Annotated in this window: 15 protein-coding genes; 7 read left to right on the forward strand and 8 right to left on the reverse strand. The window is 41.8% G+C overall.

The features are described 5' to 3' along the window. Positions 1-149: 149 nt before the first annotated feature. Positions 150-986, reverse strand: coding sequence for a UTP--glucose-1-phosphate uridylyltransferase GalU (gene galU / locus DFP80_RS12335; protein ID WP_113917110.1), 837 nt, complete (start codon positions 984-986; stop codon positions 150-152). A gap of 86 nt (positions 987-1,072) precedes the next feature. Next, positions 1,073-1,951 carry an ArgP/LysG family DNA-binding transcriptional regulator gene (locus tag DFP80_RS12340; RefSeq protein ID WP_113917111.1) on the reverse strand — a complete coding sequence of 293 codons (879 nt, stop codon included), beginning with the start codon at positions 1,949-1,951 and terminating at the stop codon, positions 1,073-1,075. A 101-nt stretch (positions 1,952-2,052) separates the two neighbouring features. On the opposite strand from DFP80_RS12340, the gene DFP80_RS12345 reads away from it, so the two are divergent. Then, a complete protein-coding gene (locus DFP80_RS12345) occupies positions 2,053-2,661 on the forward strand; it encodes a LysE/ArgO family amino acid transporter (RefSeq protein ID WP_113917112.1) in 609 nt (202 codons plus the stop codon). 33 nt (positions 2,662-2,694) lie between these two features. Here DFP80_RS12345 and DFP80_RS12350 read toward each other — a convergent pair whose 3' ends face one another. Then, entirely contained in the window at positions 2,695-3,978 is a 1,284-nt protein-coding gene (locus DFP80_RS12350) for an MFS transporter (RefSeq protein ID WP_113917113.1), read from the reverse strand. 842 nt (positions 3,979-4,820) lie between these two features. Here DFP80_RS12350 and DFP80_RS12355 point away from each other — a divergent pair. Next, the gene (locus DFP80_RS12355) at positions 4,821-5,531 is read left to right on the forward strand and encodes a glutamine amidotransferase-related protein (RefSeq protein WP_113917114.1); all 711 of its coding nucleotides are present in this window, start codon (positions 4,821-4,823) and stop codon (positions 5,529-5,531) included. A gap of 350 nt (positions 5,532-5,881) precedes the next feature. Here the strand turns inward: DFP80_RS12355 and choV are convergent, their stop codons facing one another. The 4 genes from choV to betI all read right to left on the reverse strand — a co-directional run bounded on the left by choV (position 5,882) and on the right by betI (position 9,673). Then, positions 5,882-7,072, reverse strand: a complete 1,191-nt coding sequence (choV, locus tag DFP80_RS12360) for a choline ABC transporter ATP-binding protein (RefSeq protein WP_113917115.1) — start codon at positions 7,070-7,072, stop codon at positions 5,882-5,884. Between the two features lie 3 nt (positions 7,073-7,075). Then, positions 7,076-7,921, reverse strand: coding sequence for a choline ABC transporter permease subunit (gene choW / locus DFP80_RS12365; RefSeq protein WP_113917116.1), 846 nt, complete (start codon positions 7,919-7,921; stop codon positions 7,076-7,078). Between the two features lie 78 nt (positions 7,922-7,999). After that, positions 8,000-8,935: a choline ABC transporter substrate-binding protein gene (locus DFP80_RS12370; protein WP_113917117.1), complete on the reverse strand. Its 936-nt coding sequence runs from the start codon at positions 8,933-8,935 to the stop codon at positions 8,000-8,002. 150 nt (positions 8,936-9,085) lie between these two features. Beyond that, the gene (betI, locus tag DFP80_RS12375) at positions 9,086-9,673 is read right to left on the reverse strand and encodes a transcriptional regulator BetI (RefSeq protein ID WP_113917118.1); all 588 of its coding nucleotides are present in this window, start codon (positions 9,671-9,673) and stop codon (positions 9,086-9,088) included. A 334-nt stretch (positions 9,674-10,007) separates the two neighbouring features. Between betI and DFP80_RS12380 the strand changes: the two genes are divergently transcribed. The 5 genes from DFP80_RS12380 (at position 10,008) to DFP80_RS12400 (ending at position 14,343) form a co-directional block, all read left to right on the forward strand. After that, complete coding sequence (locus DFP80_RS12380; protein WP_113917119.1) at positions 10,008-11,162, forward strand: MalY/PatB family protein; 1,155 nt, start codon at positions 10,008-10,010, stop codon at positions 11,160-11,162. 71 nt (positions 11,163-11,233) lie between these two features. Further along, the gene (locus DFP80_RS12385) at positions 11,234-11,623 is read left to right on the forward strand and encodes a DUF1801 domain-containing protein (protein ID WP_113917120.1); all 390 of its coding nucleotides are present in this window, start codon (positions 11,234-11,236) and stop codon (positions 11,621-11,623) included. A gap of 61 nt (positions 11,624-11,684) precedes the next feature. After that, positions 11,685-12,473 carry a sterol desaturase family protein gene (locus tag DFP80_RS12390; RefSeq protein ID WP_113917121.1) on the forward strand — a complete coding sequence of 263 codons (789 nt, stop codon included), beginning with the start codon at positions 11,685-11,687 and terminating at the stop codon, positions 12,471-12,473. Positions 12,474-12,504: 31 nt separating this feature from the next. Next, positions 12,505-13,176 (forward strand): YceH family protein, encoded by a 672-nt coding sequence (locus DFP80_RS12395; RefSeq protein ID WP_113917122.1) that lies wholly within the window; start codon positions 12,505-12,507, stop codon positions 13,174-13,176. A gap of 102 nt (positions 13,177-13,278) precedes the next feature. Then, the gene (locus DFP80_RS12400) at positions 13,279-14,343 is read left to right on the forward strand and encodes a Gfo/Idh/MocA family protein (protein WP_113917123.1); all 1,065 of its coding nucleotides are present in this window, start codon (positions 13,279-13,281) and stop codon (positions 14,341-14,343) included. A 97-nt stretch (positions 14,344-14,440) separates the two neighbouring features. Here the strand turns inward: DFP80_RS12400 and DFP80_RS12405 are convergent, their stop codons facing one another. After that, positions 14,441-15,229 (reverse strand): inositol monophosphatase family protein, encoded by a 789-nt coding sequence (locus DFP80_RS12405; protein WP_113917124.1) that lies wholly within the window; start codon positions 15,227-15,229, stop codon positions 14,441-14,443. Positions 15,230-15,471 lie beyond the last annotated feature (242 nt).

Consider the following 15,471-nt stretch of genomic DNA (forward strand, 5'->3'; position numbering starts at 1 on the left):
GCAAGTTTGGCTAATTTTAGCTTAAACGCTCTGTGGTATTTAGACATAAAAAGACCCCCAGTAATTGGATAGTCCAACTATTGGGGGTCACTTCAGAATGACACTGGTTTTTTTTGCTCTATTTCGGTGCGTTTTTACCCTAGATAAAACTACGCTTCTGTAGGATCTTGGTAAATGTTTTTGTAGCAGTAGTTGGTTGCTTCTACGAAGCCGTCAACACTACCACAGTCAAAACGTTTACCTTTGAATTTAAAAGCTAATACACAGCCTTCTTTTGCTTGTTGCAAGATAGCGTCGGTAATTTGAACTTCGCCGTTACGACCTGCTGGTGTATTGCGGATTTTGTCAAAAATATCTGGTGTTAGTATGTATCGACCAATGATAGCAAGATTCGATGGGGCTTCTTCTTTGGAGGGCTTTTCCACCATGTCGGTCACACGGTAGAGTCCTTCCATCATGGATTCACCTTGGATAACACCGTACTTATGCACTTCGTCTTCTGGGACTTCTTCAATCGCAACAATGGTGCAACGAAACTGGTTATAAAGTTTAACCATTTGCGCCATTACGCCATCCTCTTCCCCAAAGCAAAGGTCATCGGCGAGTACTACACCAAAGGCTTCATCGCCAATGAGTGGCTCACCTGTTAGGATGGCATGTCCTAGGCCTAACATGTTGTTTTGACGAGTAAAAGAGAAGTTTACATTGTCAATTAAGTAGCGAATGCCATCTAGGTATTTTTCTTTGTTAGAGCCTGCGATTTGATGCTCAAGTTCATAGCTGATATCAAAATGATCGGCAATGGCACGTTTACCACGACCCGTTACGAAAGTCACATTGTCCAAACCCGCTTTAACCGCTTCTTCTACGCCGTATTGAACCAAAGGTTTGTTTACAATAGGGAGCATTTCTTTTGGCATGGACTTAGTGGCTGGTAAAAAACGTGTGCCATAACCGGCAACAGGGAATAGACATTTGCGAATCATAATTTTTCCTTAAAAATGGCTTTGTACTTTGTTAAGTGGCTGTCTAAGAAATACAACATAGCCAGCCTGTTTCGGTGATGCATCCATTATAATGCATCTCGTGTGACATTCTTTATCACCTTAGTTAACCGATCCAATACAGGTGAATTAAGTTTGTACCAATGCCAATAAAGAGGCAAGTCTAGCCGCTTGTTTGGCAGCAAGGATACCAGTTTCTTGCTTTTTATTTTCTGTTTAATTTGAATACTAGGAATTAAAGCACAGACTGTGCCACCCATTACTAGCTCAACAAAACCATGTGAAGATGGGTACCAATGGCTGTGGCTAATATCCGTTTTTACTTTCAAACACTCATTCTGATATCGCCCCCAGAGTTCATCATGCTCGTCATAAATTAAAGAGGGAGATTTTAGTACGGCTGCTGCACTAAGGTCACCTTTTAAATGTTCTTTAATAAAGCTTGGGGTAGCGACAAGCTCATAATGCATATTGCCGAGAAATATTGATTCACCGCCAGATACAGGTGTGCCAATTTGGCTAACGCATGCGACGACTTCGCCTGTTTGTAGTAAAGCGCGAGTTTTGGCTTGGTCAGCTGCTTTTATATGTAATTTGGTGGAGTTGGCAGCGGAAAACTGATCAACAACCTCGGTGAACCAAGTCGCAAGTACATCGTTGTTTACCGCAATATTTATTGGTTGCGTCGCCTGACCGCCTTGAATTGTTTCTTGCAGGCCTTCTTCAAGCATGGTGACTTTGTTGAAATGCGCTAGTAGTTGTTCGCCAAGTGGTGTGGCAATTACCGGTCTTGCTCGAATAAGCAAGGGGCGGCCGCATTCTTGTTCTAAGCGTTTAATGTTTTGTGACACTGCGGATTGCGTCAGGTGTAGGTATTCAGCAGCTTTATCAAAGCTTTGGAATTTCAAAACAGCATGTAGAGAGGATAGCGCTTTATAATCCAACATAACTTAATCTAATATAACTTTAGTTTAATTGATTTAAATTTAATGTTTGTATCACGTAATATCAAGCCACTTTTTAGAAGATAGATTTATTGGAGACAGAAGTGCTGGCATTTGTGAGTGGAGCGATTACGGGAGGCGGTTTAATTGTTGCTGTTGGCGCACAGAATAGTTTTTTACTAGAGCAAGCTCTGAAGCGACATTATGCGTTTCCAATTGCTGTATTGTTTATTTTGAGTGATGCCATTTCCATCGCGCTTGGGGCATTTGGTTTGGGGTTGATTGTGCAAAATCATGATTGGCTACTGTCGCTATCTCGTTGGGCTGGCGTAGCTTTTTTAGTGTGGTTTGCCTTGGGTAAATGGCGAGCGTCTTTTCAAGAAGAGCACTTGATACTGGAACAATATGGTAAGCGTCTCGCGTTATGGCCGCTGGTGGTGATGGGTTTTGCGGTGACTTGGCTTAACCCACATTTTTATTTAGACACCATGATTTTAATGGGTAGCTTGGCAAATCAATGGCAAGGGGCAAAATGGGAGTTTGTCTTTGGTGGCGTTTGTGCTTCTGTGTTGTGGTTTTTATCTTTGGCGCTGGTGGGAAAGCTCTGTGCAAAATGGTTAGGAAAGGCCGCGTTTTGGCGTTGGTTTAATCGTATTAATGCGATTTTGATTTGGAGTATTGCACTGAAAATCGCCACACAACCCTTGTTATAAATGAACAAGCGCTGTGTGGCTGTTTATGGACGGTTAAAGTTTTATTTCCACTTCGTGGCTTTTCTCTTCAACCGGTGTCGATGAGTCGGCTTCGACAAGCATTTCTGCTGTTGCTACAGAGGATACAGTAAGCGCAACTGGGATTTGATCGCCTTGCTCTTCGATAACCATAGCGGGCTGCTGATTTATTCTATAAAGAGCAAACAAGGCAACGGTAAGGTTAAGCCCTGCGACAAACCAGAATAAAGCGTCTATTCGTAATGTGTCCATTAAAGCTGCTGCAATGAGTGGCCCTAGCATACCGCCAATACCATTGAGTAAGATCATGCCACTACTGGCAGAGAGAATTTGCTCTGGGCGTAATTGGTCATTCATATGTGAGGAGGCTAGCGAATACATAGGGAAGGTAAACGCACCCACGGCAAACATACCAGTCATCATCAATATTTGATTATTAACACTCCCACCGAGAGGCACAATGAAAGCCGCTAATGAGCCGACAACACCAACCCATAAAATAGTGACGCGACGATCCTGACGGTCTGATAGCTTGCCTATTGGCCATTGCAGAAACATCCCTCCAACATAGCTTGCGCCAATGAAAAACGAAATTTCGGCAATGTTCATTCCAATACTTTTAGCATAGAGTGCCCCGAGCCCTAATAACGCACCTGAGGTAGCGCCAGCTATAGTGACACCGGTAACACCTAATGGTGCGGTTTTAATCAAGCCGAGAATATTAAGCTTTTCAGGTATATTGATAGTGGGTGATGGTGTACGAACTAACAATAGCGGTACAACGGCCAGAGAAATTAGTACTGAAGTCAAAATGAACAAGCCGTAACCGCTAGGGGACGATAGGTTCAATAAGAACTGACTGATTGTTTGGCTGGCCCAGATTTCGATAATATAAATCGAAAATAAACGGCCACGAGTTTTGTTGGTCGCGATGTCGTTGAGCCAGCTTTCAGTAACAATAAATAGACCCGCGTAACATAAGCCAGTCCCCATCCGCATTAGCATCCAGAACCATGGGTTGACCACTGCGGATTGCATTAAAATGGTAATAGATGCCAAAGACGCCACTGCGGCAAAAACCCGAATGTGACCTACATTCTTCACCCAGTTTGGTACCAGTACGGAACCTAGAATAAAGCCAAGGTAATAGGCGGACATAATTAAACCTGTCGCTGTCGTATTGAATTCCTCTATAGAGGCTCGAATACCGATCAGAGAGCTTTGCAAGGCGCTTGCCATGGTGAGAACAGCAATACCTATGAGCAGACTCCAGATGGGAAACAGGGTTTGCTTTAACATTTAGTGTCCTTCCAGATTTTCTATTTATCATACATAAAATTTGCCATGATCAAATTGATCATTATTTCGGCTGACTATACGGATTGCATTCCTGATTGCAATGACAAACAGACGATGAATTCGTATTTTTAATTCTAGAACATATCATTGCTTATAAATTGCGACGGTACGGATTGTGGCATGGCATTATTAGGCGAAAACTCCATGCTTTTTAAGGGGAGAATATTTTGTTATCAGGCTTCGTTGGTTTAAACCAAATAGAGAAAAATATAAGTCTTTACGACAGCGTATAAAATGCAAATCTACCAAAAAGGGTAAGCGTAAGGTTAAAAGATTAGAGGAAAAAGGTGTATCAAAGTACATGCCTTCATCAACTCATGTTAACGGGCTAGGTGGCCGCAGAAGCTATCGTTAGTTTGTCTTTGTTGTGGTTAGGCGCTTAGGAAAACAGATTGCTAGGCTTGTTGTATAACCACTATTGTGGGTATGCATATGAGGTTTTATTTGGCCTATGGGATGCCAGCAAGCCATTTTAATTGGTTTTCTTGGATAAAATGTTAGGGACATCTCATAGGTTTAGCTACTAACTCGTTCTTTTTGATGACTTTGTCCTGCATTGCTCCTGTAATTATTTCTGGTTGGTTGTTATTTTTTGCCTTATTGTTGGACTGTTTGGTGATTGCGGTTTTCTTCTGTTCAAGGGAAGAGCACCGTGTCGTTAGATATTTTCTCGCAAATCCGTTTAGGTGTGATAACAGAAGTGAATGTTTTGACATGATAACTTATGATTTTGTACAAGGTCTTAGGCATCAATATATGAAAAATATTTTAAGGATAAATGAATGAAGATCGGTATTCTGGCTGCGGGTATTACCCCCGACCCTTTATTAGCGGAGTTTCCAACCTACGCTAATATGTTTGGCGAGCAGCTTGGAAAAATGCAAAAGGATTTTTCCTTTGTTACGTTTGACGTGCGTTTAGATGTGTTCCCAAATGATGTTGAAGAGTGTGATGCTTGGTTGATTACCGGATCGAAAGATGATGCGTACTCTGATGAGCCTTGGATTTTACGTTTGTGTGATTTGATCAAAGAGATCGATCAAACTACACGTCCTTTAGTTGGTATTTGTTTCGGTCACCAAGTTATTGCTCGCGCCTTAGGTGGGCGTGTTGAAAAGTTCCAAGGCGGCTGGGGGATAGGTATTCATCAATATAATGTGTGCGAGATTTTACCTGTGTTGCCGGAAGCTAAAGTACTGTCCCTGTGTGCTTTCCATCAGGACCAGGTGGTTGAAAAGCCTGCTCGTGCGCGAGTTATTTTACATTCAGAGTTCTGTGAAAATGCGGGGTTGCTTTATGACGATCATATTTTGACTTTTCAAGGTCATCCAGAATTTTCCAAAGTGTATGAAAAAGCCCTGATCGATTTATACGATGGTAAGCAACTGACCCAAGAGCAGGCTAAGGCGGCTTTATATTCCCTTGAAAACTGCGATGTTCACTCTAATCAAATGATGTCATGGATTGGATCGTTCTTAAAACAAGCGTCTTAGAAAAAGCTCTTTGTGCAACGGCTTTTATATTTTTTGAGAGTAATCGACCCGAGTATAGAGAAATATAACCTTTTCGCCACTAACACCGGCTAACCCAGTAATCTTCTATGGGGAAATTTTTTGCTGTGATATGCGTAAAGACATGTATGTTTTATCGTTACAGCCTGTGGCGATAAATGTACTAATTTGAAGCAGTTAACTGAGGGGGAAGTTCTTGGATCGAAAGCATTTATTATTGAACGTAGTATGATGGATTAGATCTGAGTCCAGAGTTAAAACAAGAAAGGCCAGATACTTCCACCTGGCCTTTCTTGTTTATCTGTATTTTGATCTAGTTCTATCTAGTTTAATTATGCGGCTTCTTCTTCGCGTCCAAAGTGTTTACCAAGTAGAGCATGATAAAAGTTATGGTCGTTGAGGATCCCGATACATTGGTCTGCTTCTTCCAATACCATGAAATGGTTGGAGTGGTAGCGGATCTCCACTGCATCACGCATTGCTAGATTAGCAGGCACAATAAAGACAGTGTTATCAGGTACGTTGGCAAGGATGGTTTCTGGTGTCCAGCGAGCTGTTGGAATGTCTCCTCTTGGTCCTTGAACAGAAACTAGTTTACCGTTTTCTAGTTTCATTTTTATGTCGTCATTGATAACAAGCAGGTCGTCCTGTACTGCCAATTCAGCTACCGGAGTCATAAGCGAGCTGCCACACAGTACGTTCAGAGGATTGGTATGAGCAACGAATTTTTCTACGTACTCTGTCGCTGGGTTTAGGACGATTTGCTCAGGAGTGTCTTCCTGAATGATTCTAGCGGACTCCATGATAGCAATCTTTGAGCCAATCTTGAGCGCTTCATCTAAATCGTGACTAACGAAAATGATGGTTTTATTGAGACGCTGCTGTAGTTCTATTAACTCATCTTGCAGTTGTGAACGAATTAATGGATCTAGTGCAGAGAAAGGTTCATCCATTAATAACACATCAGTGTCCATGGCAAAGGCTCTTGCTAAGCCTACGCGTTGGCGCATACCGCCTGATAGTTCGTCAGGTTTTTTATCCGCCCATTTGTCTAGACTGACCATCTTGAGTTGCTCATGGGCTTTTTTAAGGCGTTCAGCTTTTGGCATACCTTGCATTTCTAAACCAAAGGCCACATTTTCAAGGACGGTCAACCAGGGCATTAAGGCAAAGCTTTGGAAAACCATCGAGACGCGACGAGTACGCATGTGACGTAGTGTTGTGTCGTCGCATTTTGCCATGTCGACCATGTCGTCGCCGTCTCTTACCAGGCAGCGGCCGCGAGCGATTTTATTTAAGCCATTGACTGCGCGTAGTAAGGTAGATTTGCCTGATCCGGATAGTCCCATCAGTACGCAAATTTCACCTTCGTTTACTTCAATGTTGGCATTTTGTACGCCAACTACATCGCCAGTCATGCCAATAATTTGATCACGAGTATGGCCTTTGTCCATAAGAGGGAGTGTTTTTGCTTTATTGTCACCGAAGACAATGTCAACGTTTTCAATTGTTACAACAGACATAAATTACCCCGCGTTCTTAGATGATGGCGACTTACAAATACGGTCTAACATGATGGCTACTAATACAATAGCGACACCCGCTTCAAATCCTTGGGAAATGTTTACCGTGTTTAGTGCTCTTATAACCGGTTTTCCTAAGCCATCCGCACCTACCAAGGCTGCGACCACTACCATGGATAAAGACAGCATAATACACTGTGTGACACCTGCCATGATGTTTGGCATAGCAGCAGGTAACTCTACTTTATAGAGCAGTTTTGATTTTGTACAGCCGAAGGCTAAGCCTGCTTCGATAAGTTCATTGGGTACTTTGCTGACGCCTAAGTAGGTCAAGCGAATTGGCGCTGCAATAGCAAAGATGATGGTCGAGATCAAGCCTGGAACGTAACCTAGGCCAAATAGAATAAGGGTTGGAATAAGGTAAACGAAGGTTGGAATAGTCTGCATCAAATCCAAAACAGGACGCAGCATGGTGTATAGCCAAGGTCGATGAGCGGCAGCAATGCCAATAGGAACACCAATTAAAACACTTATTGCTGTAGCAGAGACGACAAGTACAAGAGTTTGAATCGTTTCTACCCAGTAACCCATGTTGATGATTAGTAATAGAGACAAGGTAATAAAGATAAGCAAACCAATGCTACGATGAAGAAACCACACGCCAATTAAAACAATAGCAATAACAGCAAGCGGATGAATGGAATCAATGGCATCGACCATTGTCACTATCATGGTTTCTAAGGTAATGGAAATCAGGTCAAAAAAACCGGAAGCCGCAGTAACCAGCCAATCGACAAAGTTTTCCATCCAAGCGCCAAGAGGGATTTTATTATCCGTCAGCCAATTCATATATGTGTTCTCCCGAGAGTTCGATGATGCTTCCTTAACGAGGTGTCGTTAAGGAAGCAATAATGTGCAAGTGATGTTTTACAGACCTAGGTGTGATTTCACAGCGCTAAGGCCGTTACCACCAGATTTAGAGGTTACACCTTTAAGCCAAGCATCTAGAACTTCAGGGTTCGCTTTTAGCCACTCTTTTGCTGCAATATTAGGCTTTTTACCTTCGTCAAGAATGGCGCCCATGATTTGGTTTTCCATTGGCAAGGAGAACTTTAAGTTGGTAATGAGTTTACCTACGTTAGGGCATGCTTCGATATAGCCTTTACGGACGTTGGTGTTTACATCGGCACCACCGTAGTTAGGGCCGAAGTAATCGTCTCCGCCAGAGAGGTATTCCATTTCAAAGTTAGCATTCATTGGGTGTGGTGCCCAACCTAGGAAAGCAATCCATTTGTTACGGCGGGTATTGCGGCTCACTTGAGACAGCATACCAGCTTCACTGGATTCGACTAACTGGAAGTTGCCAAGGTCAAAGGCGTTAGTATCAATCATATCTTGGATTATGCGGTTACCATCGTTGCCAGGTTCGATGCCGTAAATTCGACCAGCAAATTCTTTACGGTGTTTTGCGATATCTGAAAAGTCTGTGACACCAGCGTCAAATGCGTCTTTGCTAACCGCTAGCGTGTATTTTGCACCAACTAGATTTGGACCAAGATCTTCAACCGTGCCTGCTTTTAGGTAAGGTTCGATATCAGCCTGCATGGTAGGCATCCAGTTACCTAAAAAGACATCGATATCGCCATTTGCTAGCGAAGTGTAAGTAACTGGAACAGATAACAATTGTGTTTTGGTCTTGTAGCCTAAACCTTCGACGATTTCACTGGTTACTGCTGTGGTGGCAGTGATATCCGTCCAGCCTACATCTGAAAAGCGAACGGTAGAACAATCTGCGGCCATGGTGATGCCTGAAATACTTGCCATACTAATGGCTATTGCGGTCTTTTTTGCCTTATTTAACATACCCTTATCCTCTTTCTATTGAACTCAAAATCAATGAGCGAATACAGCGCCGAGTGCTGGCACTGACCGTGAACTCCTAAAACGTTGGCAGCATGTTCTGTTGGCCGCCTAAAACAATATGTATGATGAAAAATCTATGCGATGGCGTGTTTAGGTGTGATCCTGAAACACGAGATCCAGATAATCTTGTATCTGTCCAGCAGCCTCTTGCTTGTTGATGCCGCCTGCTAATGAACCGCGTAACCACATGCCGTCAATAAGTGCTGCTACGGTAAGCGCAATACGACGGGCTTTTGTTATTTCAAATTCTTCTTTCAGTACACACACCAAGGATGTTTGTAAGCGATTAGAGTAGATGTTCTGTAATCGATACAAAGAGGGCGTGTGCATGGCTGATGCCCAAAATCCCATCCAAGCTTTGACGACTTGGGGGTGTGTTTGAGATTGACTAAAGCTGGCTTTTACGATGGCCATGACTTCATGTTTAACTGATTTATTTTTCGCTTTTGTGACTTCTTGTGATAAACATTCAAAAAACTCACGTATCAGGCTTCTCATTGTTGCTTCGTACAAGCCCTCTTTGCCACCAAAGTAGTGGTTGATGATGGCTGGAGAAACACCTGCTTTTTTACCAATAACACTGACTGTTGCCCCCGCGAAACCGTGTTTATCTATGGCTTTTATTGCGGCCTCGATGAGCTGAGGTTTACGTATCTCGGGCATTCCAACTTTTGGCATTCTGGATCCTTTTTTATTAAACAGCCGTTTAATGAAAACTATACTAGGCTGATTGTGCAATTTAGGTCAACCCTTGACAATTCAAAAACTTAGTACTCTAATCAATTTAACTGTATGATTTTAAAGGAATAATAGGCTTTTAAATTTTTTTTGGTCTTTTTTAAGGGCTATTCTGTCGGTTTAAGATAAGAAATGAGGATTTTTTTGCTTGAATCTTACTTAAATCGTACTCCTAACTCGGCTCTTTTTCAGTTCCTTTAGCAGTATTAGGGCTGGAGTTCTAAGCAAGGGGTATGTTAATTATAAGACAAACTAACTGTTGGAGTGTTTTGCAATGGATGTCTCTTTTTCGGTATTTGATACCCTGATAGATAGATCAGATATGAGTAGTGATAAATGGTCAAAATACCCTGAAAATGTCATCCCTATGTGGGTTGCAGATATGGATTTTGATTCACCTGATTGTATAAAAAAATCTTTAAATCAAAGGGTTAGTAAGGGAGTGTATGGCTATACTCATACTCCAAAATCATTGGTTAAAGCGATTCAGTCACATTTGTCTACTCACTATAATTGGGATGTTTCTAGCGCGCACTTAGTGCATTTACCTGGACTGGTTTGCGCTTTACATTTAAGTGTTCGTGTTTTCTCAAATGAAGGTGATGGCATTGTTGTTCCAGGCCCTGTTTATTACCATTTAACCAAAGCACCGGCGTTGTCTGGACGCGACTTGCTAAATGTGGATATGGTCATTGATGATGGTCGTTGGGTGCCAAATATGTCGCAATTTGAAGCGGCTTGTGCCAACCCTAAAAGTAAGATGATTCTATTATGTAACCCGCATAATCCAGGTGGGACAGTGTATACCAAGGCTGAATTATTAAGCATTCACGCCTTAGCAAAAAAATACGATTTGGTGGTAGTGAGTGATGAAATTCATTGCGATTTGATCTTGGACAATTTGTCTCATGTTCCTTTTGCTAGTTTAAATAAAGACGCTTCTAGTCGCACTATTACCTTAATGGCGCCAAGTAAAACATTCAATATTGCGGGCTTAGGCTATGCTTTCGCAGTGATTGAAAGCGCTGAATTGCGCCAAGTATTTAATAAAGAGAGAGCAGGTTTAATACCATCACCCAATATGTTGGGTCTAACTGCAGCTGTGGCCGCATATGAAGACGGCCAAGAGTGGCACGAAGCGTTATTGGTGTATTTGAAAGGTAATCGAGATCTATTGGTAGAGCGACTGGCTTCGACACCACTGAAAATGCAGCACTTAGAAGCTACATATCTTGCTTGGATTGATGCGTCTGCGTTATCTCTTGATAATCCATATCAATTTTTTGTAGATGCAGGTGTTGGTGTTTCCGATGGTAAAGATTTTGGTAATTCTAACTATGTTCGCCTAAACTTTGGTTGTCCCCAGTCTATTCTCGACCAAGCGATGACTCGTATTGAAGAGGCGTTAATAAAGCATAAATTTATGTGATTTTCGTTTTTAAAGCGACCAAGTCAGTGAGATCGAGCTCTGCTTAAAGTGTATATACAGGAGCAGCTCTTATGTTGACGTTAGTATCGAATGATTTTGTTAATCGTTATGTCCAGCAAGCCCCTCTTGCCATTCGAGAAGACTTGCTGGAAGTAATTCAAATGATGACGTTAATTGCGCCTGATGCTAAATTGGTTAGTGATCTAGGTATCCCTTATTTTCAGCAAAATGCGAGCTGGCTTTATGGTGTAGCAGCACGTGAAGATCATTTATGTATATATTTTTCAGATTTGCATGTTTTGCACTCTTTCGAGAATCGTTTACCTCACGCTCAATTTGGTGATGATTGTCTGATCCTTTATCGCTTGGATGAGATTAATCGGAACGTTTTTATGGAACTTCTTGGGCAAATTAAAGTCCATTTTTTTATGAATCATCGAGAGCCTTTCGAATTGATTTAATCATAGGGAAAAATTCTTCCCTTTGATTTTAAAAGATTTTTTAATTCAGGTTATTTGCTAAATGATAGATTTCACTGTCCGTATAGGTGTTTTTGTTCTGGTCTTTAGCTTGCTAATTTTTTGGCAATGGAATAAGCCAAGAGGGAAGCTCTTACAATGGCGCCGCCGTTGGCGTCATAACCTTTTTTTATTAGCCATTGGTGCAATGAGCGTTCGAGTAATTCAGCCTTTATTACTGTCTATTGTCGCTGTATTTAGCCAAGACTTTGGTCTGCTTGGAAGATTAGGGTTGCCTTTCTGGGTGGTTTTTCTGCTGAGTATTCTGTTACTAGATTGTCTTATTTATTGGCAGCATAGGCTATTTCATCGTGTTGCTTTTTTGTGGCGTATTCACCGAGTTCATCATTCTGACCCTGAACTGGATGTAAGTTCAGCGGTACGTTTTCACCCTATTGAAATTGTATTGTCACTTTGTATTAAAGCCTTAACGGTTTGTTTGTTGGGTATTCCTATCGAGGCCGTGTTGGTATTTGATATTTTATTAAATGCATCAGCCATGTTTAACCACACGAATGCAAGATTGCCTGTTAATATCGAAACATGGGTTAAGAAAGTGTTTGTCACTCCAGATATGCATCGTATACATCATTCAAGAGTGAATCTTGAAGCGAATAGTAACTACGGTTTTTTTCTAAGTATTTGGGATGCGTTTTTTAAGACTAAAAGAAACGATGCATTAGGAGGAGATGGGAATTTAAAAATTGGAATGCCTGATACGGTGACATATCAACCAACATCGTTAAAGGAAGTATTGGTGATGCCTTTTAAGTTATTAAGAAGGCTTCGTTAAAGACGAATAGAAAAAGCAGTTAGGAAAAACGATGAGTTATCACGAAGTGAATTTTATCGAAATGCGTGTTATTGGTTGTCTTATGGAAAAAGAGATTACCACCCCAGATCAATATCCTCTTAGTTTAAATGCCTTGGTTAATGCTTGTAATCAAAAGTCCAATCGTGAACCTGTAACCCAATTATCTGAAATGGAAGTGCAAGATGCCTTAGATGCTTTGGTGGCTCGTGGTTTGGTGACAGAAATTAATGCTTCTCATAGCCGAGTTAGTAAATATCAGCATCGATTTTGTAATACAGAATTTTCCGATTTGCAATTGTCACCAGCAGAAACAGCGATTATTTGCTTGATGTTTGTACGTGGTGCTCAAACGCCAGGAGAGCTTCGCTCACGCAGTGGTCGTTTGCATAGTTTCCAGTCTCGTGACGAAGTGGAATCGGCCTTGCAGTCGCTACAGGCGAAAACAGGTGGCCCTTATGTTTGCCTATTACCAAGAGAGCCGGGTAAGCGAGAGCAGCGCTATCAAGAATGCTTTTGTTCGGAATCTGAACGTCCATTAAATACCGATTCTGGCAGTGTGGCGACCTCTAATAAAAATGATGGATATACGCAGCAGCTGGAAGCGAGGGTGCTTGAGCTAGAGGGACAGGTGCAAGAACTAAATGAATATATTCAACAGCTTGAAAATGCCAGTGGACTATAATCTTCTTTAGCGTCAAACTTGCTGCGTTTTTTAGCGCCGCTATATTTTACACTGATATGTTGTTGGCGTTATTGCTTTGATTAAGTCTATGGGGAGAATCCTATGAAGAAGGTACGCTGGGGTATTATTGGAACAGGTCAAATCGCGCATTTATTTGCCAGTGATTTTTGTCATGTCAAAGCTGGCGAACTTCGTGCGGTTGCTTCTCGTGATAAGGCGTCTGCGGATGCGTTTGCGGCTGAGTTTGATATTGAGCTGTCATTCATTGATTACTTTTCACTGATTAACAGTCATGAAGTAGATGTTATCTATATCGCTACACCTCATGTCTATCATTATGATCTGACTAAGGCCTGTATTTTAGCGGGTAAAGCTGTATTGTGTGAAAAACCTTTTACTATTAATGAGCTGCAATCTAAGGAACTTTACGATCTAGCTTTAGAACATAACGTTTTTGTTATGGAAGCCATGTGGACACGCTTTAACCCTGTTATAGAGCAAGTTGTAGAGTGGGTTGAAGAGGGTGAGATTGGTGACTTAAATAGTATTCAAGCAAGTTTTAACTGTGTTGGACCGACAGATCCTAATCATCGCCTGATGAACCTTGAGCTTGGCGGTGGTGCTTTATTGGATATTGGTATTTACCCTGTGTTCTTGGCACAGTTGTTTTTCGGTAAGCCCGACTTTGTGCAGAACCAAGCGGTGATTGGCGATACAGACGTCGATCTGTTCGAACAAATTCTATTAGGCTGGGAGAGTGGACAGCTTGCTTCTTTAGATGCATCTTTGATTTCGTGTAATCCGAACCGGGCTGTGCTATCTGGCACTAAGGGTTATATTGAAATCGATTCTGAATGGTTTAAAGCAAAATCTTGCCGTGTTGTTAGTATTGATAATAAAGAACGGGCGGTGGAGTTTGATTTTCCGGGCAATGGCTACCAGTTTGAAGTAGACGAAGTGAATCGCTGTCTTGAAGAAGGTCTGATTCAAAGCCCTAATCATAGTTGGCAAAATAGTTTGGAGTTGATTGCAACGCTAGATGAGATTCGTCAGGACATAGGTTTGTTCTATCCAGGTGAAGAAGGTTCTAGTGACAATCACCACCATCACCATGATGAAGAAGATTTACATCACCATCATCATGAACATAGTCATCACAAACATTAATTTCTGAAAAAAATGTGATAAATAAAAAGGGCTCTTTTCATCGCTGAAAAAGCCCTTTTTTTGTATCTATTTTCTTTTCTTAAACCAAGATGAAGTCTTAGTTCAGGTGTTTGTTTAGCGTTGGCAACAATACTTTAAATAAACGTGGTGCTGCGCATATAACATCGCCTTTTTCTAAGCTTGGAGAGCCATCAAAACCAGCGAATAGGCAGCCAGCTTCTTTTGCGATGAAAAGCGGTGCTTGCATTTCCCATTCTTGAAGTTTAATACCCCAAGCAGCATCAAGGCGGCCAGCGGCTACGTTAGCTAGCATTAGAGCTGGAGAGTCTTGCATAACAGCACGTGCGCCTTGTTCTGCAATTTCCGTTAAAACGGCGAATTGACCTGATAGGTAAGGCACAAGACGATCCGTTGCAGGGAACTGTGCTGCGACTGTAACGTTTTCTAGTGTACGTGCAGTACTGCTGCGGATTCGAGAATTATTCAGGTAAGCACCACGACCCTTACTTGCGTAAAACTCGTCTTTGGTGTGAGGGTTTAGCACAAGAGCGTGCTCCACTTTACCAGCAACTAAGTAGCTCATTGTAATAACGTTGCCTGTTAGGCCTCGAGAGAATAAATGCTGACCTTGGATGGCATCAATAACCCACTCACCTTCTTCGCCAGTTTGTACTGAACCTTGTAGGCGAGTTGTGATTGTGTCAGCTGGGTAAGCTTTTTCTAGATGGTAAACAATGCTGCGTTCTGCTCCAGAGCAAACAGCTTGATAAACTTGTTCAGCGGACTGACCTTGTTCTTTATCAAAAAGTAGTTTCTCTTGCGAGTGAATAATATATTCTGCAGCGGCACGAGCTGCTTTAAGTGCGACATTGATTCTAGGTTGCATAATTTACCGTCAATTATTCCGTCATTAAAATGCACATACCGTCGATAAGACGATAAGTTGCTAAATAAAGTGTTAAAGAGCGGGCTTCTCCGTTCTATCTGCTCACTTAATAAGAGTGCGATAAAACCGAGTGCCTAAATAAGAGCGCGAATTCTATCGTAACAGTACGCTTTTTGCTAGTGAAGTTTTGGTTAAAAACTGATCGTTTGCGGCTTTATGATAAATATCTGTTAAGATATGTG

Source organism: Marinomonas rhizomae, from assembly GCF_003315485.1.
Taxonomy (GTDB): Bacteria; Pseudomonadota; Gammaproteobacteria; order Pseudomonadales; family Marinomonadaceae; genus Marinomonas; species Marinomonas rhizomae.

Coding starts and splice junctions, on each gene's coding strand:
- DFP80_RS12390 (WP_113917121.1), top strand. CDS start 11,685: ATGATAGATTTCACTGTCCGTATAGGTGTTTTTGTTCTGGTCTTTAGC.
- DFP80_RS12370 (WP_113917117.1), bottom strand. CDS start 8,935: ATGTTAAATAAGGCAAAAAAGACCGCAATAGCCATTAGTATGGCAAGT.
- choV (WP_113917115.1), bottom strand. CDS start 7,072: ATGTCTGTTGTAACAATTGAAAACGTTGACATTGTCTTCGGTGACAAT.
- DFP80_RS12355 (WP_113917114.1), top strand. CDS start 4,821: ATGAAGATCGGTATTCTGGCTGCGGGTATTACCCCCGACCCTTTATTA.
- DFP80_RS12395 (WP_113917122.1), top strand. CDS start 12,505: ATGAGTTATCACGAAGTGAATTTTATCGAAATGCGTGTTATTGGTTGT.
- galU (WP_113917110.1), bottom strand. CDS start 986: ATGATTCGCAAATGTCTATTCCCTGTTGCCGGTTATGGCACACGTTTT.
- DFP80_RS12405 (WP_113917124.1), bottom strand. CDS start 15,229: ATGCAACCTAGAATCAATGTCGCACTTAAAGCAGCTCGTGCCGCTGCA.
- DFP80_RS12380 (WP_113917119.1), top strand. CDS start 10,008: ATGGATGTCTCTTTTTCGGTATTTGATACCCTGATAGATAGATCAGAT.
- DFP80_RS12400 (WP_113917123.1), top strand. CDS start 13,279: ATGAAGAAGGTACGCTGGGGTATTATTGGAACAGGTCAAATCGCGCAT.
- DFP80_RS12350 (WP_113917113.1), bottom strand. CDS start 3,978: ATGTTAAAGCAAACCCTGTTTCCCATCTGGAGTCTGCTCATAGGTATT.
- choW (WP_113917116.1), bottom strand. CDS start 7,921: ATGAATTGGCTGACGGATAATAAAATCCCTCTTGGCGCTTGGATGGAA.
- betI (WP_113917118.1), bottom strand. CDS start 9,673: ATGCCAAAAGTTGGAATGCCCGAGATACGTAAACCTCAGCTCATCGAG.
- DFP80_RS12385 (WP_113917120.1), top strand. CDS start 11,234: ATGTTGACGTTAGTATCGAATGATTTTGTTAATCGTTATGTCCAGCAA.
- DFP80_RS12340 (WP_113917111.1), bottom strand. CDS start 1,951: ATGTTGGATTATAAAGCGCTATCCTCTCTACATGCTGTTTTGAAATTC.